General features: G+C 66.0%; 19 protein-coding genes. 13 read left to right on the top strand and 6 right to left on the bottom strand.

The window, feature by feature from the left end; translation table 11 throughout:
- The first annotated feature begins 35 nt into the window (after nucleotides 1-35).
- The 3 genes from A5691_RS20550 to A5691_RS20540 are packed head-to-tail and all read left to right on the top strand — an operon-like array spanning nucleotide 36 to nucleotide 4232.
- Complete coding sequence (locus A5691_RS20550; RefSeq protein ID WP_156669875.1) at nucleotides 36-722, top strand: TetR family transcriptional regulator; 687 nt, start codon at nucleotides 36-38, stop codon at nucleotides 720-722.
- A 25-nt stretch (nucleotides 723-747) separates the two neighbouring features.
- Entirely contained in the window at nucleotides 748-1296 is a 549-nt protein-coding gene (locus A5691_RS20545; protein WP_067747993.1) for an MmpS family transport accessory protein, read from the top strand.
- Entirely contained in the window at nucleotides 1293-4232 is a 2940-nt protein-coding gene (locus A5691_RS20540; protein ID WP_067890283.1) for an RND family transporter, read from the top strand. The genes A5691_RS20545 and A5691_RS20540 overlap by 4 nt, the downstream gene beginning before the upstream one ends.
- Nucleotides 4233-4295: 63 nt before the next feature.
- On the opposite strand, the gene A5691_RS20535 is transcribed toward A5691_RS20540, so the two are convergent.
- The 4 genes from A5691_RS20535 to A5691_RS20520 are packed head-to-tail and all read right to left on the bottom strand — an operon-like array spanning nucleotide 4296 to nucleotide 8099.
- Entirely contained in the window at nucleotides 4296-4742 is a 447-nt protein-coding gene (locus A5691_RS20535; protein WP_067311930.1) for a DUF5078 domain-containing protein, read from the bottom strand.
- Between the two features lie 52 nt (nucleotides 4743-4794).
- The gene (locus tag A5691_RS20530; protein ID WP_067890280.1) at nucleotides 4795-5712 is read right to left on the bottom strand and encodes a crotonase/enoyl-CoA hydratase family protein; all 918 of its coding nucleotides are present in this window, start codon (nucleotides 5710-5712) and stop codon (nucleotides 4795-4797) included.
- A 7-nt stretch (nucleotides 5713-5719) separates the two neighbouring features.
- Complete coding sequence (locus A5691_RS20525; RefSeq protein WP_067755577.1) at nucleotides 5720-6031, bottom strand: hypothetical protein; 312 nt, start codon at nucleotides 6029-6031, stop codon at nucleotides 5720-5722.
- Nucleotides 6032-6041: 10 nt separating this feature from the next.
- Complete coding sequence (locus tag A5691_RS20520) at nucleotides 6042-8099, bottom strand: prolyl oligopeptidase family protein (protein WP_068015139.1); 2058 nt, start codon at nucleotides 8097-8099, stop codon at nucleotides 6042-6044.
- A gap of 66 nt (nucleotides 8100-8165) precedes the next feature.
- On the opposite strand from A5691_RS20520, the gene A5691_RS20515 reads away from it, so the two are divergent.
- From A5691_RS20515 to A5691_RS20490, 6 genes are read left to right on the top strand one after another with little or no spacing between them, the layout of a single operon-like run.
- Nucleotides 8166-9689, top strand: coding sequence for an aldehyde dehydrogenase family protein (locus A5691_RS20515; RefSeq protein ID WP_067755583.1), 1524 nt, complete (start codon nucleotides 8166-8168; stop codon nucleotides 9687-9689).
- Nucleotides 9689-10156: a DUF779 domain-containing protein gene (locus tag A5691_RS20510; RefSeq protein ID WP_068015136.1), complete on the top strand. Its 468-nt coding sequence runs from the start codon at nucleotides 9689-9691 to the stop codon at nucleotides 10154-10156. Before A5691_RS20515 ends, A5691_RS20510 begins: the two co-directional genes overlap by 1 nt.
- Nucleotides 10157-10175: 19 nt before the next feature.
- Nucleotides 10176-10454: a putative holin gene (locus A5691_RS20505; protein WP_067755570.1), complete on the top strand. Its 279-nt coding sequence runs from the start codon at nucleotides 10176-10178 to the stop codon at nucleotides 10452-10454.
- The gene (locus A5691_RS20500) at nucleotides 10447-11016 is read left to right on the top strand and encodes a hypothetical protein (RefSeq protein ID WP_068015133.1); all 570 of its coding nucleotides are present in this window, start codon (nucleotides 10447-10449) and stop codon (nucleotides 11014-11016) included. Before A5691_RS20505 ends, A5691_RS20500 begins: the two co-directional genes overlap by 8 nt.
- Before the next feature lie 33 nt (nucleotides 11017-11049).
- Nucleotides 11050-12444, top strand: coding sequence for a dihydrolipoyl dehydrogenase (gene lpdA / locus A5691_RS20495; protein ID WP_068015130.1), 1395 nt, complete (start codon nucleotides 11050-11052; stop codon nucleotides 12442-12444).
- A 5-nt stretch (nucleotides 12445-12449) separates the two neighbouring features.
- Nucleotides 12450-12722 (top strand): hypothetical protein, encoded by a 273-nt coding sequence (locus A5691_RS20490; protein WP_067755559.1) that lies wholly within the window; start codon nucleotides 12450-12452, stop codon nucleotides 12720-12722.
- Here the strand turns inward: A5691_RS20490 and A5691_RS20485 are convergent.
- Together A5691_RS20485 and ramB are read right to left on the bottom strand one after the other, a co-directional pair.
- On the bottom strand, nucleotides 12713-13294 hold the full coding sequence (locus A5691_RS20485; RefSeq protein WP_067783246.1) for a carboxymuconolactone decarboxylase family protein: 582 nt from the start codon (nucleotides 13292-13294) through the stop codon (nucleotides 12713-12715). The genes A5691_RS20490 and A5691_RS20485 overlap by 10 nt on opposite strands.
- Nucleotides 13291-14715, bottom strand: coding sequence for an acetate metabolism transcriptional regulator RamB (gene ramB / locus A5691_RS20480; RefSeq protein ID WP_067755553.1), 1425 nt, complete (start codon nucleotides 14713-14715; stop codon nucleotides 13291-13293). Before ramB ends, A5691_RS20485 begins: the two co-directional genes overlap by 4 nt.
- A 160-nt stretch (nucleotides 14716-14875) precedes the next feature.
- Between ramB and A5691_RS20475 the strand changes: the two genes are divergently transcribed.
- The 4 genes from A5691_RS20475 to A5691_RS20460 all read left to right on the top strand — a co-directional run.
- Nucleotides 14876-15670: an acyl-[acyl-carrier-protein] thioesterase gene (locus tag A5691_RS20475; RefSeq protein WP_067755550.1), complete on the top strand. Its 795-nt coding sequence runs from the start codon at nucleotides 14876-14878 to the stop codon at nucleotides 15668-15670.
- Between the two features lie 268 nt (nucleotides 15671-15938).
- Nucleotides 15939-17225: an isocitrate lyase gene (gene aceA, locus A5691_RS20470; protein ID WP_067755546.1), complete on the top strand. Its 1287-nt coding sequence runs from the start codon at nucleotides 15939-15941 to the stop codon at nucleotides 17223-17225.
- Between the two features lie 212 nt (nucleotides 17226-17437).
- The gene (locus tag A5691_RS20465; protein WP_067755542.1) at nucleotides 17438-18301 is read left to right on the top strand and encodes a 3-hydroxybutyryl-CoA dehydrogenase; all 864 of its coding nucleotides are present in this window, start codon (nucleotides 17438-17440) and stop codon (nucleotides 18299-18301) included.
- 116 nt (nucleotides 18302-18417) lie between these two features.
- The coding region (locus A5691_RS20460; protein ID WP_156675509.1) for a class I SAM-dependent methyltransferase at nucleotides 18418-18852 on the top strand (435 nt) is incomplete at its 3' end.

The raw sequence follows: 18852 nt of genomic DNA, 5'->3' as shown, positions 1-18852 counted from the left end.
AAGTCACGTCCCGTGCGTTATGCAAATCACACAATGTGCGTTACGCTCGGCCGGTGGCGCAGTTAACCTTCCAGCGCGCCCGCACCGAGGAGAAGAAGCGCCAACGTGCGGAGGCACTCGTGGAAGCCGCGCGTTCACTGGCGCTCGAGACCGGCGTCGCGTCGGTCACGTTGACCGCCGTCGCCAATCGGGCCGGCATTCACTACTCCGCCGTCCGTCGTTACTTCACCTCGCACAAGGAAGTGCTGCTGCACCTGTCCGCCGAAGGGTGGGTGCGCTGGTCGAACACGGTGTCCGAGAAGCTCGCCGCACCCGGCCGCAAGTCGCCGCCGCAAATCGCCGAGACACTGGCCGACGCCCTCGCCCAGGACCCGCTGTTCTGCGACCTGCTGGCCAACCTGCACCTCCACCTCGAGCACGAGGTGGACGTCGAGCGGGTCGTGGAGGTCAAGCGCATCAGCACCGCCGCCACGCTCTCGCTCGCCGATTCCATCGAGAGCGCGCTGCCCGAACTCGGCCGCTCGGGGTCGCTCGACATTCTGCTCGCCGCGTACTCGCTGGCGGCCACGCTGTGGCAGGTCGCCAACCCGCCGGAGCGCCTCAACGATGCCTATGCCGAGGAGCCGGAAGTGATTCCGCCCGAATGGAATCTGGACTTCGCCTCGGCCCTCACCCGCTTGCTGACGGCGACGTGCGTCGGCCTCATCGCGGAGAAGCCATGATCAGGGGGAAGGACTTGGGGTGCCCATGACGACGACTGAGCCAAGAACCGAGCCGCTCGAGAGACAAGGCTCTGCCGGCGGGAAGGGAAACGATGCCGCTCCGCGGCGCGCCGGGAAGAGGGGGCTGTTGGGGCGGTCCTGGTTGGTGCTCACGATCGCGGCTGTCGTCGCGCTGTCCGGATTCGTCGTCTACCGATTGCACGGCGTCTTCGGTGTTCACAAGGGTTCGTTCGGTGGCGGCACGTCGGGCGAGGTGCTCGATGAGTTCAACGCCAAGACGATCACGCTCCAGGTCTGGGGCTCACCGGGCAGCACCGCAACCATCAACTACCTCGACGAGAACTCCCATCCGCAACAGGCCCTCAACGTGCCCCTGCCGTGGAGCATCGTGCTGAGTTCCACGAAGCCCGGCATCCCGGCAAACCTGATCGCGCAGGGAGACGGCAGCTGGATCGCCTGCCAATTCGTCGTGAACAACCACGACGGGCACGGTGACGTCATCAAGGCCCCGAATCGCTCAGATTCCAACGAAAACGTGAACCCCTTCGTCTACTGCCTGGACAAGTCCGCATGAGCGAGCCAAGTGAGGCTGAATCTGCCGCGCCGCCAATCTCGCAGCCGCTGATCCCGCCGTTCCTGCCGCGGATGATCCACCGGCTCGCCCTGCCGATCGTCCTGATCTGGTTGGCCATCGTGTTCGTCACGAACACCGCGGCCCCGCAGCTGGAGGCGGTCGCCAAAAACCACTCGGTGTCGATGAGTCCGACTGACGCGGCTTCCTTTCAGTCGATGATGAAGGTCGGATCGACGTTCAAAGAATTCAACTCCGACAACTCGGCCATGATCTTGCTGGAGGGCGACAAGCCCCTCGGGGCAGAAGCGCACCGCTATTACGACGAGATCGTCAGGCGCGTCGAGCAAGACAAGAAGCACGTTCAGCACGTGCAGGATTTCTGGAGTGATCCGCTGACGGCGGCGGGTTCCCAGAGCCACGACCAGAAGGCCGCGTACGTCCAGGTTTACCTCTCCGGCAACATGGGCAGCGGGCAGGCCAGCGAGTCTGCCCTGGCCCTGCGCAAGATCGTGGACTCGGTGCCCGCGCCGCCGGGAATCAAGGCATACGTCACCGGCGCGGGTCCGCTGTTCGCCGACCAGTCTCACGCGGGCGAGAAGGGCGTCGCGCTCGTCACCCTTGTCACTTTTTTGGTGATCGTGGTGATGCTGCTGTTCGTCTACCGCTCGGTGGCCACCATGCTGATCATGCTGGCGATGGTGTTCATCGAGTTGGCCGCGGCTCGCGGCGTCGTTGCCTTGCTGGCCAACTACGAAATCATCGGACTCTCCACGTTCGCCAACAACTTGTTGGTGTTGATGGCGATCGCCGCCGGAACGGACTACGCGATTTTCGTGGTCGGCCGCTACCACGAGGCCCGCGGTCTGGGCGAGACCCGCGAACAAGCCTTCTACACCATGTTCCATAGCACCGCGCATGTCGTGCTCGGGTCGGGCCTGACCATCGCCGGCGCGATGTACTGCTTGAGCTTCTGCCGATTGCCGTATTTCCAGTCATTGGGCGCACCGTGCGCCATCGGCATGTTGGTAGCGGTGCTCGCGGCGTTGACCCTGGGCCCCGCAGTGCTGACCGTCGCGTCGTTCTTCAAGCTCATGGATCCGAAGCGCAAGCTGGCGACTCAGGGCTGGCGTCGCATCGGCACCGCGGTCGTCCGCTGGCCCGCCCCGGTTCTCGCGGTGACCATCGGGATCGCATTGGTTGGCCTGCTCGCCCTGCCCGGCTACAAGACGGACTACGACAACCGCCACTTCCTGCCGGCGGACACCCCGGCCAATGTCGGCTATGCCGCCGCGGACCGGCACTTCGACCAGGCTCGGCTCAATCCCGAGTTGTTGATGATCGAAACCGATCACGACTTGCGCAACCCGGCCGACTTCCTAGTCCTGGACAAGGTTGCCAAGGCGGTCTTCCACATCCCCGGCATCGGCCGGGTGCAGACCATCACCCGGCCGTTGGGCACGCCACTCGACCACAGCACCCTCGGTTTTCAGATGAGCGCACAAGCCGCGGGGCGGATCCAGACCCAGCACTATCAGGACGAGCAGGCGGCGAACCTGCTCAAGCAGGCCGACGAGCTGAAGAAGACCATGGCCACCCTGCATGAACAGATGCGGGTGACCCAAGACCTCAGCAACACGACCCACGAAACCACCAGGCTCACCAAAGAAACCGTGAAGATCACCGAGGCGTTGCGCGACGACATCGCCAACTTCGACGACTTCTTGCGGCCGATCCGCAGCTTTTTCTACTGGGAGCGGCACTGCTACGACATCCCGGTCTGCTGGGCGCTACGGTCGGTCTTCAACGCGCTCGACGGCATCGACCAGGTGGCCCAGAACATCGTGGAGCTCAGCGCGAATCTGGACAAGCTGGACCGGATTCAGCCGGAGTTGGTGGCGCTCATCCCGCCGCAGATCGAGAGTCAGCAGCGCAACCTCGACACCATCATGTCGAACTACGCGACCACGATGGGGCTCAACGAACAGGCGAAAGCGCAGGCGGACAACGCCACCGCGCAAGGTGACGCCTTCGACAAAGCGAAGAATGACGACACGTTCTACCTCCCGCCGGAAGCGTTCAAGAGCCCGGATTTCGCGCGGGGTTTGAAGAACTTCATTTCACCGGACGGGCACGCGGTCCGGTTGATCATCTCCCATGAAGGCGACCCGGCGAGTCCAGAAGGTATCAGCCACATCGAGCCGATCAAACAGGCCGTGCACGAGGCCATCAAGGGCACGCCCTGGGAGGGCTCCAAGGTCTACCTCGGCGGTACCGCCGCGACGTACAAGGACATGCACGACGGCTCCGACATCGACCTGCTGATCGCCGGAATTGCCGCAGCCACACTGATTTTCATCATCATGCTGGTGATCACCCGAAGCGTCGTGGCGGCCTTCGTGATCGTCGGCACGGTGTTGCTGTCACTGGGCGCCTCATTCGGACTCTCCGTGCTGCTCTGGCAGTACATCCTGGGCATGAAGTTGCACTGGATGGTGCTGGCGATGGCGATCATCCTGCTGCTGGCGGTCGGTTCGGACTACAACCTGTTGCTGATATCTCGGTTCAAGGAGGAAATCCACGCCGGGCTCAGAACGGGGACGATCCGCGCGATGGCCGGTTCGGGCTCGGTGGTGACCTCCGCCGGTCTGGTCTTCGCCGCCACCATGGCCACGTTCATGTTCAGCCCGTTGCTGGTGATGGCCCAGGTGGGCACGACGATCGCGCTGGGTCTGCTATTCGACACCTTGATCGTGCGGTCGTTCATGACGCCGTCGCTGGCCACCTTGCTCGGGCGCTGGTTCTGGTGGCCGCAGCACGTGCGGCCACGCCCGGCCAGCACCATGCTGCGACCGTACGGACCGCGTCCCGCCGTGCGCGAATTCCTTCTCAAGAACGTCGAGGAGCGTCCGGCGGGCGGAGTGGTACAGCCGCGCTGACCCTGCGGGACAAAAAAATCCGCGCGTCCCCTTCCTCTCAGGGACGCGCGGATTCTTGAGGCGTTAGGCCCAGTTCCACACCGACATGTCGCCGGGCGGGTATTGGGCGCACACGTCGGTGGCCTTCGCGACGACGCCCTTGTTGTTGAAGAAGAGCTTCATGTGGTTGGGCCACGCGTACCACAGCGGGTCGTTGTTGTAGAAGTTCTCGGAGTAGGTGCGGCGGTCCTCCGGCGACAGTGAGTAGAACCAGTGCACCTTGTCGATCGTCGCCTGCTGGACGTTCGGGTGGTTGTTGAAGTCGATCATGTAGCGCTGGTAGTACACCGGGCTGGTATCGCGGGTTGCCGCCATGATCTGCTCGGCGTCGCACGTGGTGTTGATCATCCTGCGCGGAATCGGGAAGTCCTCCGTCGAATCGGCGACGGCGGTCTTCGGGAAGACCGCCGCGGCGATGCCGAGGGCGAGGAAGGCGGCGCCTGCGCGCAAGCCGGTGTTCAGCCGAGACATAGCTGTAACGGTAACACTTTTTGACCGGCGGCCGCCAGGTTCCTAGTTTGTCTCAGCATTGGTCCCGATCAGGCACGATGACGTGTGAGGGGTCGGGCCGCAGCTCCGGCGGGGCCTGGCTGTAGTCGCCGAACGGGCCGTCGCGGCGCTCGACGGCCGCCCGCACGCCCTGGGTTTCGGCCGTGTTGATGAAATCGAGCGCGTCGGGAGTGTTGCGCATCAGGCCGTCGAGGATGCCGCCCAGCGTCTGGGTGGACGCCAACCCCATGTTCTCGTAGGCCTGGTTGACGATCAGCTTCTGCGCCCGCAGCTGCGACAGCGGGATGCGCGCGAGCTCGGCGGCGATCTCGGCGACCCGGGCCTCCAGGCGTTCGAACGGCACCGCCTCGTTGATCAGCTCGATCTCGGCCGCCTGGACGCCGGTCAGCGGCCGGCCCGTCAGCGAATGCCACTTGACCTTGGCGAAACTGAGCCGGTAGAGCCACATCCCGCTCAGGTATGCGCCCCACATCCGGCTGTACGGTGTGCCGATCACCGCGTCCTCGCTGGCGATGACCAGGTCCGCGCACAACGCGTAGTCGCTGGCCCCGCCGACGCACCAGCCATGCACCTGGGCGATCACCGGCTTGGACGCCCGCCAGATCGCCATGAACTTCTGCGTCGGCGCCGTCTCACGGGCGGTGACCATCGCGAAGTCCTTGCCGGGGTCCCAGCGGCCGTCGGTCATCATGGCCTCGCCCCACTGCTGAAAGCCGCCGCCGAAGTCGAAGCCACCCGAGAAGGCGCGGCCGGCGCCGCGCAGCACGATGACCTTGATCTGCGGGTCGCGCTCCGCCAGCCCGACGGCCGCCTCGATCTCGTCGGGCATGGGCGGCACGATGGTGTTGAGCTGCTCCGGACGGTTCAGCGTGATGGTGGCCACCGGGCCGGCCGTGGTGTACAGCAGCGTCTGGAAGTCGCTCCCTGGCATGGCTTCCTTAGGGGTCGGGCTGTCGGTTTTCCGGCGACGACGCGTAGATGCGGTCACCGATCTTGAGATAGGGCGTCGTCAGGTAGGCCGACATGACGACCAGGCCGGTGAAGATCACCGCCACGCAGACGGCGTTGGGCCAGAGCTTGCCCGTGCCGATCGCGAAACACACGGTGCCGATCGCCGCGGTCGCCCAGTAGAACCGCCGGCCGGCCCGGCGGTCACCGATGAACCGGTAGCGCGCCTGCGCCGCCGAAACCAGCACGAAGATCAATCCGGTCGCCAGCAGGGTGAGTTCGATGCGTTGGGTCGCGGACACGTCGACGATCTTATGACCCGGTCAATGGGCCGGCCAGCATCCGCCACAGGAACGAATAGGTGAGCGCCGACTTGAACGCCACCTGCTGGTTGTCGGCCGCGCCGGCGTGCCCGCCCTCGATGTTCTCGTAGTAGAAGACGGGGTGCCCGGCCGCCTCTAGGGCGGCCGTCATCTTTCGCGCATGGCCCGGATGCACGCGATCGTCGCGGGTCGAGGTGGTCATCAGCACCGGTGGGTAGTGGCGCGTCGCCGAAATGTTCTGATAGGGCGAATATTCGGAGATGAACGCCCAGTCACCCGGGTCGTCGGGGTCGCCGTATTCGGCCATCCACGACGCGCCGGCCAGCAGCAGGTGGTAGCGCTTCATGTCCAGCAGCGGGACGCTGCACACCAGCGCACCGAATCTGTCGGGGTACCGGGTCAGCATGATGCCCATGAGCAGGCCGCCGTTGCTGCCGCCCTGCGCGCCGAGCTGATCCACGGTCGTGATGCCGCGGTTCACCAAATCCGTTGCCACCGCGGCGAAGTCCTCGGCCACCTTGTGCCGGTTCTCGCGCATGGCCTGGGTGTGCCAGCGGGGGCCGTACTCGCCGCCGCCACGGATGTTGGCGAGCACGTAGGTGCCGCCACGGGCCAGCCAGAGCCGGCCGAGCACGCCGCTGTAGGCGGGGGTGTTCGCGGATTCGAAGCCGCCGTAGCCGTACAGCATGGTCGGGCCCGGGCCCGCCGCGTCGGCCGGCCGCACCACGAAGTAAGGGATCGAGGTGCCGTCGTCCGATTCCACGAAATGCTGTGCCACGGAGAGGTTTTCGGCGTCGAAGAAGGCGGGCGCCGACTTGACCTGCTCGAGTGGGCCGGCGCCGGTGCCGCGCATGAGCCGGGAGGGTGTGACGAATCCGCTCGAGTCGAGGAAGAACTCGTCGCCTTTGTCGTCGGCGGCGACGACGACGGTGTTGGTCGCCTCCGGAATGCCGGCGACCGGCTCACGGCGCCAGTCGCCGCGTGACGAGGGCGGCGTGACGATTTCCACGCGGCTTGCCACGTCGGCGAGGCTGACCATCAACAACCGGTCCCGCGTCCATGCGTAGTGATTCAGGGCGGTGTGCTCGTCGGGCGAGAACACCACACTCAATTCGGCCGTGCCCGCGAGGAATTCGTCGTAACGGGCCGCCAGCAGAGAACCGGCGGGGTAGCTCTGGGCGCCGTAGAACCAGTCGGTGCGCAGCTCGATCAACAGCCATTCGCGGTGTATCGACAAGCTCGCGTCGGTGGGCGCGTCGATCCGGATCAGCTCCGGGCCCCGCAGTTCATAGACCTCTTCGTTCCAGAAGTCCAGGGCCCGCCCCAACACCGTGCGCTCGAAGCCTTCGGTTCGGTCCACCGTCGCGGACACGCTGACGTCGGTGGGGGCGCCCTCGAACACGGTTTCCGCATCGGTCAGCGCGGTGCCGCGGCGCCACCGCTTGATCACGCGGGGGTAGCCCGAATCGGTGAGCGAGCCGTCGCCGAAATCCGTGCCGACCAGCACGGTGTCGGGGTCCACCCAGGCGACCTGGGACTTGGCCTCCGGCAGCGCGAAACCATCGGCGACGAATTGGCGTGTCGCCATGTCGAATTCGCGGACGATGGAGGCGTCCGAGCCGCCCCTGGACAGCGAGACCAGCGCGCGCGTGTACTCCGGTTCGATGACACGGGCGCCTGCCCACACCCACTTCTCGTTGTCAGCTCGCCCCAGTTCGTCTACGTCGATCAGCACGTCCCACTCGGGGGCGTCGGTGCGATAGCTGTCCAATGTGGTGCGCCGCCACAGCCCGCGCGGGTTGGCGGCGTCGCGCCAGAAGTTGTACAGGTACTCGCCGCGGCGGACCACGTACGGGATGCGGGCATCGGTGTCGAGCACCTCGAGCGCCTCGACGCGCATCCGCTCGAATTCCGCGTCGCGGAACGCCGCCAGCGTCGGTTCGTTGCGCGCCCGCACCCAATCCAGCGCCTCGTCGCCGGTGACATCCTCGAGCCACAGGTAGGGGTCTTGGGCATCTTCGCGGTCGGCGGCGGCGTGTGAGGTCATGGACGCCATTGTGGCCTCCGGCGGTAGTGTGAGGTGTATTACACCGACGAGCGAAGGGCCGAGCAGATGACTGTTTTCGCACGTCCAGGTTCCGCTGGGGCCTTGATGTCGTACGAATCCCGCTACGACAACTTCATCGGGGGGCAGTGGGTGCCGCCGGCGCAGGGCCGCTACTTCGAGAACCCGACACCGGTGACCGGCCAGCCGTTCTGCGAGGTGGCCCGGTCCGACGAGGCCGACATCGAAAAGGCGCTCGACGCCGCGCACGGGGCGGCGAAGGCGTGGGGCAAGACCGCCCCCGCGGAACGGGCGCTGATCCTGAACAAGATCGCCGACCGCATCGAGGAGAACAAGGCCGCGCTGGCGGTCGCCGAAGTCTGGGACAACGGCAAACCGATCCGCGAGGCGCTCGGCGCCGACATCACCCTGGCGGTCGACCATTTCCGATACTTCGCCGGGGCGATCCGGGCGCAGGAGGGTTCGCTGTCGCAGATCGACGAGAACACCGTCGCGTACCACTTCCACGAGCCGCTCGGGGTGGTCGGGCAGATCATCCCGTGGAACTTCCCGATCCTGATGGCCACCTGGAAGCTGGCGCCTGCGCTGGCGGCCGGCAACGCCGTCGTGCTCAAACCCGCCGAACAGACGCCGGTCTCGGTGCTCTACCTGATGTCGCTCATCGGCGACCTGTTGCCGGCCGGCGTGGTCAACGTGGTCAACGGATTCGGCGCCGAGGCGGGCAAGCCGCTGGCGTCGAGCAACCGCATCGCCAAGGTGGCGTTCACCGGTGAAACCACCACCGGCCGGCTGATCATGCAGTACGCCTCGCAGAACCTGATCCCGGTCACGCTGGAACTCGGCGGCAAGAGCCCGAACATCTTCTTCTCCGACGTGATGGCCAAGGGCGACGACTTCCAGGACAAGGCCCTCGAGGGCTTCACCATGTTCGCCCTGAACCAGGGCGAGGTGTGCACCTGCCCGTCGCGCAGCCTGATCCAGTCCGACATCTACGACGAGTTCCTCGAGCTGGCGGCCATCCGGACCAAGGCGGTGCGGCAGGGCGACCCGCTGGACTCCGAGACCATGTTGGGCTCGCAGGCCTCCAACGATCAGCTGGAAAAGGTGTTGTCCTACATCGAGATTGGCAAGGACGAGGGCGCCAAGATCATCACCGGGGGCGAGCGGGCCGAGCTGGGCGGCGACCTGTCGGGCGGCTACTACATGCAGCCCACCATCTTCGCCGGCAACAATAAGATGCGGATCTTCCAGGAGGAGATCTTCGGTCCCGTCGTCACGGTGACGTCGTTCTCCGACTACGACGACGCGATCTCGATCGCCAACGACACCCTCTACGGCCTGGGCGCCGGGGTGTGGAGCCGCGACGGCAACACCGCCTATCGGGCCGGACGCGACATCCAGGCCGGCCGGGTGTGGGTCAACTGCTACCACGCCTATCCCGCGCACGCCGCGTTCGGCGGCTACAAGCAGTCCGGCATCGGCCGGGAGAACCACAAGATGATGCTCGACCATTACCAGCAGACCAAGAACCTGATGGTGTCCTACTCGGACAAGGCGCAGGGATTCTTCTGATGGTCCCCGGCGTCGTGGTCACCGCCGGCGCCGCCGAACTGCTGGCGCGCCTGCAGGAGAAACACGGCCCGCTGATGTTTCACCAGTCCGGCGGGTGCTGCGACGGGTCGTCGCCGATGTGCTATCCGCGGGATGACTTCCTGGTCGGCGACCGCGACGTGTTGCTCGGCGTGCTCGACGTCGGGGACGGGGTGCCGGTGTGGATCTCGGGCCCGCAGTACGAGGCATGGAAGCACACCCAGCTGGTCATCGACGTGGTTCCCGGCCGTGGCGGCGGGTTCAGCGTGGAAGCCCCCGAAGGGCTGCGTTTCTTGTCCCGCGGCCGCGTCTTCACCGAGGACGAACAGGTTGAGCTGCGGGCCACGCCGGTCATCACCGGCGCCGATTACGAACGCGGCGAGCGCCCTTCGGCGCGCGGTCAGGTGGTGACTGACACGGCGGCGCGAACGTGCCCTCCGGGTCGGTGACGGCAGTAACCTCGAAGGCGTGATCCCCCTCCCGCGCCCGCGGTTGTTGGCCGGCGCCATGCTGGTCGGCGCCGCGGTCGGGCTGTTGGCGGGGGTGGGATTCGCCGGGACGGTCCACGGGAGCATCCGCCCGGCCTTCGCCCTCGCGCTGGTCGTTGGGATTCCGAGCGTCGCCGGGCTGGTGACGATCCTTTTCTCCGGACGCCGGTGGGTGACGATGCTCGGCGCGTTCGCCTTGGCGGTGGCCCCGGGCTGGTTCGGCGTCCTGGTCGCCCTCCAGGTGACATCACGTGGCTGACGACGACACCCCGTCGAGCCCGGGCACCCAGTCGTGGAAGCCCGACTTCTCCGACGACGACGAAGGCCCTGGCACTCAGTCGTGGCAGCCGGATTTCTCGGATTCCGACGAGGACGCCGGCGAGCGCCCGGCGGCGGCGCCGGACGAGCCCCCGACGTCCGAGCCGCCCGCCGGCGATGCCGATGCGGCCACCGAATCCGCCGCCACGCCGGTGCAACCGGTCACCGTCCCCGGCCGCTACCTCTACCTGAAGTGGTGGAAGCTGCTGCTGGTCGCGCTCGGCGTGTGGTGCTTGGCCGCGGTCCTCGGCCTCGGCCTGTTCTATTGGTGGTACCACTCGGCGGACGCGACCCCGGCGCTGTTCGTGGTGCTGGTCTATGTGGTGGCGTGCGCCGTCGCCGGCGTGCTGCTCGCGATGGTCGAGGGCAGGCCGCTGGTCTCGGCGCTCGCGCTGGCGGTGATGTCCGGACCCTTCGCCTCCCTGGCCGCCGCGGCGCCCCTGCTCGGCTATTACCACTGCGCGCGGGTGGGCCACTGCCTCGTCGGCCTCATTCCGTATTAACGCCCCGGCCGGGCGGCCATTAGGGTAGGGGCCGTGACCCATTTTGACGTCGTCGTCCTCGGGGCCGGTCCCGGCGGATATGTCGCAGCCATCCGCGCCGCGCAGCTTGGCCTCAACACCGCAGTCGTCGAGCCGAAGTACTGGGGCGGAGTCTGCCTCAACGTCGGCTGCATCCCGTCCAAGGCGTTGCTGCGCAACGCCGAGCTGGTGCACATCTTCACCAAGGAGGCCGCGACGTTCGGGATGAACGGCGACGCGACCTTCGACTACGGCGTCGCCTTCGACCGCAGCCGCAAGGTGGCCGAGGGCCGGGTCGCGGGCGTGCACTTCCTGATGAAGAAGAACAAGATCACCGAGATCCACGGGTACGGCCGGTTCACCGACGCCAACACGTTGTCCGTTGAGCTCAACGACGGCGGCACCGACACCGTGACGTTCGACAACGCGATCATCGCCACCGGCAGCAGCACCCGGCTGGTGCCCGGGACGTCGCTGTCGGAGAACGTGGTGACCTACGAGGAACTGATTCTGTCCCGGGACCTGCCGGAGTCGATCATCATCGCCGGTTGCGGTGCGATCGGCATGGAGTTCGGCTACGTGATGAAGAACTACGGCGTCGACGTGACCATCGTGGAGTTCCTGCCGCGCGCGCTGCCCAACGAGGACGCCGACGTGTCCAAGGAGCTGGAGAAGCAGTTCAAGAAGCTGGGCGTCAAGATCCTCACCGGCACCAAGGTCGAGTCGATCTCCGACAACGGCTCCGAGGTCACCGTCGCCGTCAGCAAGGACGGCAACACGCAGGAACTCAAGGCCGCGAAAGTGTTGCAGGCCATCGGGTTTTCCCCCAACGTCGAGGGCTTTGGCTTGGAGAACACCGGCGTCGCGCTGACCGACCGCAAGGCGATCGGGATCAACGACTACATGGTCACGAGCGTGCCGCACATCTACGCGATCGGGGACGTGACCGGCAAGCTGATGCTCGCTCACGTCGCCGAGGCCATGGGCGTGGTGGCGGCCGAAACAATCGCCGGCGCAGAGACCTTGGCGCTTGGCGATTACCGGATGCTGCCGCGCGCGACGTTCTGCCAGCCCCAGGTGGCCAGCTTCGGGCTGACCGAGCAGCAGGCCCGCGACGAGGGCTACGACGTGGTGGTGGCCAAATTCCCGTTCACCGCCAACGGCAAGGCGCACGGCCTGGGCGACCCCACCGGCTTCGCCAAGCTGATCGCCGACGCGAAACACCTTGAGCTGCTGGGCGGGCACCTGATCGGCCACGACGTGTCCGAGCTGCTGCCCGAGCTGACCCTGGCGCAGAAGTGGGACCTGACCGCCACCGAGCTGGCCCGCAACGTCCACACCCATCCGACCTTGTCCGAGGCGCTGCAGGAGTGTTTCCACGGCCTGACCGGCCACATGATCAACTTCTAGGGCCCATGCGCAGCGACATCGTTCTGGGGGCGATCGGCGGCCTCGCCGCAGGTTATGTCCTGTGGTTGGTGGCATTTTCGATCGCCGACGACAACGCGGCGGTGGGCCAGTGGGCCCCGACGGTGTTGCTGCTGTCGCTCGCGCTGGCGGTCTGCGCCACGATGTGGGCGTCGTTCTTGCGGCGGCGGCGTAAATACGCGTGGTCGGGATTCGGGTTCGGGTTGCCCGTGCCGCCGCTGCTGCTGACGCTGGCCGTCCTGGCCAACGTCTACCTCTGAGCGGGGCCGGTCTGGCGCGGGTTGTCCAGCGGGATGGCCAGGGCCGACATGGTCGCGGCCAGGCCGTCGTATTGGCTTGCCAGCAAGCAGAATTCGATGAGCTGACGCCGGTCCAGGTGCTGGGCGAGCTGCTGCCAGGTGGCGTCGGTGATGGTGCGGTCCTTAACGAACTCGTCGGTGGCGTTCAGCAGCGCCTGCTGGCGCACGGTCAGGCGCGCCTCCACGCGGTCCAGGCGCTCGGGCCACGCGAAGATGGCGTCCTGCAGGTCCGCGTCGAGGCCCTGATTGGCGGCCATCCGGCGATGGTGCTGCAGCTCGTACTCGCAGGCGCGCAGATGCGCGACGCGCAGGATCACGAGCTCGGTGTCGATCGCCGGCAGGCGGCCGCGCAGCACGCGGCCGCTGTAGATGCTCCACACCAGGAACAGGAACTTGTTCTGGCCCAGGGTGGTGAACAGGTGCATCTCGGGCGCGCGGACCTTGCGGGCGGCCGACTTCGCGAGAATCCAGTTGATCAGCCCAAGTTCGCGGAACCGCCCCGAGGGGATGCGACCACCTTGAGGCGCGGTCACGGTTGCTTCACCAGATACGGGGAGACCGTGCTGCGGTGCTCGTCCAGATCCAGGGCGCGGCCCAGGGCCGGGAACGCCCGCTGCGGGCAGTTGTCGCGTTCGCAGACACGGCAACCCGCACCGATCGGTGTGGCCACTGTTCCTGGTCCTCCCGAGACGTCGAGTCCTTCCGAGTAGACGAGCCGGTGCGCGTGGCGCAACTCGCAACCCAGGCCGATCGCGAAGGTTTTACCCGGCTGACCATACCGGGCGGCGCGGCGCTCCACGGTGCGGGCCACCCACATGTAGTTGCGTCCGTCGGGCATCTGGGCGATCTGCACCAGGATCTTGCCCGGGTTGGCGAACGTTTCGTAGACGTTCCACAGCGGGCAGGTGCCGCCGCTGGAGGAGAAGTGAAAGCCGGTGGCGGACTGCCGTTTTGACATGTTGCCGGCCCGGTCCACCCGGACGAAGGAGAACGGCACGCCCCGCATCGACGGTCGCTGCAGGGTCGAGAGGCGGTGCGCGATGGTCTCGTAGCTCACCGAGTAGAAGGACGACAACCGTTCGACGTCGTAGCGGAAATTCTCTGCGACGTCGTGGAATTGGCGATAGGGCAGCACCGCCGCCGCGGCGAAGTAATTGGCCAGCCCCAGCCGGGCGAGCGTGTGCGACTCGTCGCTGGTGAACTTGCCCTCCTCCACCAGGGTGTCGATCAGATCGCCGTACTCGAGGTAGGCCAGTTCGGCCGCCATCTTGAACACCTGTTGGCCGAGCGAGAGGTGGTTGCTGATCTCCAGCGTCTTGGTGCCGGGGTCATACCGGTGCAGCACGGTGTCGCCGAGATCGATCCGCCTGTTGATGTGCACGCCGTGCACCTCGGTCAGCCGGCGATTCAGTTCGCGGGCCAGATCACCGTGGTGCAGTCGCATCTGGATCGTCAAGTCCTCGGCGGCGGTGTCCAGCTCGTGCAGGTAGTTCTGCCGCTGGTAGAAGTAGTCGCGCACCTCCTCGTGCGGCATGGTGATCGATCCGGTGCCGCTGCCATCGGAGTACCGCTCCTCGGTGGCCGCGGCCAGCTGCGCCGTGGTGATCCGGTAGCGCCGGTGCAGGTTGACGACCGCGCGGGCCAGCGCGGGATGTGAGCCGACCATCTCGGCCACCTCGGCCGGGTCGACGTCGATGTCCAGGTCGCGGTCCATGGTGACCTCGCGCAGCTCGGCGACCAGCCGGGTGTCGTCCTGGGAGGCGAAGAACGTCGCGTCCACGCCGAACACCTCGGTGATCCGCAGCAGCACGGCCACGGTCAGGGGCCGGACGTCGTGCTCGATCTGGTTGAGGTAGCTCGGCGAGATTTCCAGCATCTGGGCCAGAGCGGCCTGGGAGAACCCGCGCTCGTTGCGGAGTTGGCGGACGCGGGAGCCGACGAACGTCTTGGACACTTTGCCCAGGATAGCGGGTTGCTAAGCGGATGTTGGCAGGGTTCGCACGGGGCCGCGGACGCGTCGCGATTGGTTTTTGGCACAGGTCGTTGGCATGATTCGCAACGAGACCGCAGGGCTAGCCTGAGGCGCCCACGAGGAGGAAACGGGGAGTTAAGCCGTGAGCCTGGACAAAGAACTGATGCCGGTTCCCGACGGACACCCCGATGTCTTCGACCGCGAGTGGCCGCTGCGGGTGGCCGACATCGACCGCACCGGCCGGTTGCGGCTGGACGCCGCGTGCCGGCACATCCAGGACATCGGACAGGATCAGCTGCGCGAGATGGGCTTCGAGGAAACCCATCCGCTGTGGATCGTGCGCCGCACGATGCTGGACCTGATCCGGCCGATCGAGTTTCAGGACATGCTGCGGTGCCGCCGGTGGTGTTCGGGCACGTCGAACCGGTGGTGTGAGATGCGGGTTCGCGTCGACGGACGCAAGGGCGGGCTGATCGAATCCGAGGCCTTCTGGATCAACATCAACCGGGAGACCCAGATGCCGTCGCGCATCTCCGACGACTTCCTGGCCGGCCTGCACAAGACGACGTCCATCGACCGGCTGCGCTGGAAGGGCTATCTGAAGCCGGGCAGCCGCGACGACGCCGCGGAGATCCACGAGTTCCCCGTCCGGGTCACCGACATCGACTTGTTCGACCACATGAACAACTCGGTCTATTGGAGCGTGATCGAGGACTACCTGGCTTCGCACCTGGAGCTGATGCGTCTCCCGCTGCGCATCACGATCGAGCACGAGGCACCGGTGGCGCTGGGCGACAAGCTGGAGATCATCTCGCACGTCCACCCGCCCGGTTCGACCGATCAGTTCGGCCCCAACCTCACCGATCGCACTGTTACAACGCTCACATATGCGGTCGGCGACGAGACGAAAGCGGTCGCCGCGATCTTCTCCCGCTAACCGGACAAGTGTCCCGTTAATTTCCCGGCTGACCTGGGGATTCCGGTTACCAGCGGGTAGTTTCTGAAACGGTTCAGTTTCCGTTTATCTTCGCAACATTCGCTAAATCCCCCCGAGTCGTTGCCGAAATTGGCAAATGAAATGGGTGGAAATGCGTGGTCAGGCTGTGTCATCTTCGAATTAGCACACCAGCGAAGTTGAGCCTCTAGCTACCGCCGGTGCAGCGTTCACCAACTCAGTAGTGAAGATTCGTTAAGGAGCATGCCCAATGTCTGCCGTTGGCACCCCCAAGAGCGCCGAACAGATCAAGAAGGACTGGGACACCAACCCCCGTTGGAAGGGTGTCACCCGCACCTACAGCGCCGAGGACGTCGTCGCCCTGCAGGGCACCGTGGTCGAGGAGAACACCCTGGCCCGCCGCGGCGCCGAGGTGCTGTGGAGCCAGCTGCACGACCTCGAGTTCGTCAACGCGCTCGGCGCGCTGACCGGCAACATGGCCGTCCAGCAGGTCCGCGCCGGCCTCAAGGCCATCTACCTGTCGGGTTGGCAGGTCGCCGGTGACGCCAACCTCTCCGGCCACACCTACCCGGACCAGAGCCTGTACCCGGCCAACTCGGTGCCGCAGGTCGTGCGCCGGATCAACAACGCGCTGCTGCGCGCGGACCAGATCGCCAAGGTCGAGGGCGACACCTCGGTGGAGAACTGGCTGGCGCCGATCGTCGCCGACGGCGAGGCGGGCTTCGGTGGCGCGCTCAACGTCTACGAGCTGCAGAAGGCCATGATCGCCGCGGGCGTCGCGGGCTCGCACTGGGAGGACCAGCTGGCCTCGGAGAAGAAGTGCGGCCACCTCGGCGGCAAGGTGCTCATCCCGACCCAGCAGCACATCCGCACGCTGACCTCGGCCCGCCTGGCGGCCGACGTCGCCGACGTGCCGACCGTCGTGATCGCCCGCACCGACGCCGAGGCGGCCACCCTGATCACCTCGGACGTCGACGAGCGCGACCAGCCGTTCATCACCGGCGAGCGGACCAAGGAGGGCTTCTACCGGGTGCGCAACGGCCTCGAGCCCTGCATCGCCCGGGCCAAGGCCTACGCGCCGTACTCCGACCTGATCTGGATGGAGACCGGCACCCCGGACCTCGAGCTGGCCGCCAAGTTCGCCGAGGGCGTCAAGGCCGAGTTCCCCGACCAGTTGCTGGCCTACAACTGCTCGCCGTCGTTCAACTGGAAGAAGCACCTCGACGACGCGACTATCGCCAAGTTCCAAAAGGAGCTGGGCGCAATGGGATTCAAGTTCCAGTTCATCACGCTGGCCGGCTTCCACGCGCTGAACTACTCGATGTTCGATCTGGCCTACGGCTACGCCCGCAACCAGATGACGGCTTACGTCGAGCTGCAGGAGCGCGAGTTCGACGCCGAGGAGCGCGGTTACACCGCGACCAAGCACCAGCGCGAGGTCGGTGCGGGTTACTTCGACCGCATCGCCACCACGGTCGACCCCACTTCGTCGACCACCGCGCTGACCGGCTCCACCGAAGAGGGTCAGTTTCACTGAGGACGAGCGGGCTTAGGCCCGCGAGGACGAAGTGAAACCGATGGCTTGAGTCACTGATTCCTTCCGGAGCCGAGCAGGCGCGAACTCGCACCGCTGCGATCCAGATCGTGCGAGTTTGCGGCTGCTCACCGTGAAGTAGCATTGGCCCCGCCCAGCGAACCTGGGCGGGGCCTATTGCGGTGCAAGACGATACGACACCGAAAGAGACGACAGTGAGCGACGCAGCGATTCAGCGGGTAGGGGTGGTCGGGGCCGGCCAGATGGGATCCGGCATCGCCGAAGTCGCGGTCAGAGCCGGCGTCGACGTGACGGTGTTCGAGACCACCGAGGCGCTGATCACGGCCGGGCGCAACCGCATCGTGAAGTCCCTGGAGCGCGGCGTCAGCGCGGGCAAGGTGACCGAGCGGGAACGCGACCGGGCGCTGAGCCAGCTCACCTTCACCACCGATCTGAAGGACCTCGCCGACCGCCAGCTCGTCATCGAGGCGATCATCGAGGACGATGCCATCAAGGCCAAGGTGTTCGCCGAACTCGACGCCGTCGTCACCGATCCCGATGCGGTGCTGGCGTCCAACACGTCCAGCATTCCGATCATGAAGATCGCAGCGGCCACCAAGAATCCGCAGCGGGTGCTGGGTCTGCACTTCTTCAACCCGGTCCCGGTGCTCCCGCTGGTCGAGTTGGTCAGCACCCTGGTCACCGACGAAGCCGCCGCCGCGCGAACCGAGGAATTCGCGAGCGCCGTCCTGGGCAAGCAGGTGGTGCGCTGCTCGGACCGGTCGGGCTTCGTCGTCAACGCCCTGCTGGTGCCCTACCTCTTGTCCGCAATTCGCATGGTGGAGGCGGGTTTTGCCACCGTCGAAGACGTCGACAAGGCGGTTGTCGCCGGGCTGTCACACCCGATGGGCCCGCTGCGACTGTCCGATCTGGTGGGCCTGGACACCCTGAAGCTGATCGCGGACAAGATGTTCGAGGAGTTCAAGGAACCGCATTACGGTCCGCCGCCGCTGTTGCTGCGCATGGTCGAGGCGGGCCGGCTGGGCAAGAAAACCGGCCAGGGCTTCTACACCTACTGACGGCGCAGCTGCCCGGCGTCGTGGCGCCGATATTCCAGCGCGCGAAGTCAAGACAATGTTGGTTTTTCCGGTTATTATGCTCGCGTTAAATACGCGAAAGGGTAATCGGGAACCCCATGACCACATTGACTCCGTTCTATGAAGAATCGCAATCCATCTACGACGTTTCGGACGAGTTTTTTGCCCTGTTCCTAGATCCGACAATGGGCTATACGTGCGCTTATTTCGAACGCGAGGGCATGACGCTCGAAGAGGCGCAGAATGCGAAGTTCGATCTGGCGCTGGGCAAGTTGAATCTCGAGCCGGGGATGACGCTGCTGGACATCGGCTGCGGCTGGGGCGCGACCATGCGCCGGGCCATCGAGAAGTACGACGTCAACGTCGTGGGCCTGACGTTGTCGGAGAACCAGGCCGAGCACGTCCAGAGAACGTTCGACGAGATGGACACCCCCCGCACCCGGCGGGTGCTGCTGGAGGGCTGGGAGAAGTTTCACGAACCCGTCGACCGCATCGTTTCGATCGGCGCCTTCGAGCACTTCGGCCGCCAGCGC

The organism is Mycobacterium sp. E183 (assembly GCF_001667735.1).
Taxonomy (GTDB): domain Bacteria; phylum Actinomycetota; class Actinomycetes; order Mycobacteriales; family Mycobacteriaceae; genus Mycobacterium.
This window is presented reverse-complemented; position numbering and strand designations above follow the sequence as displayed.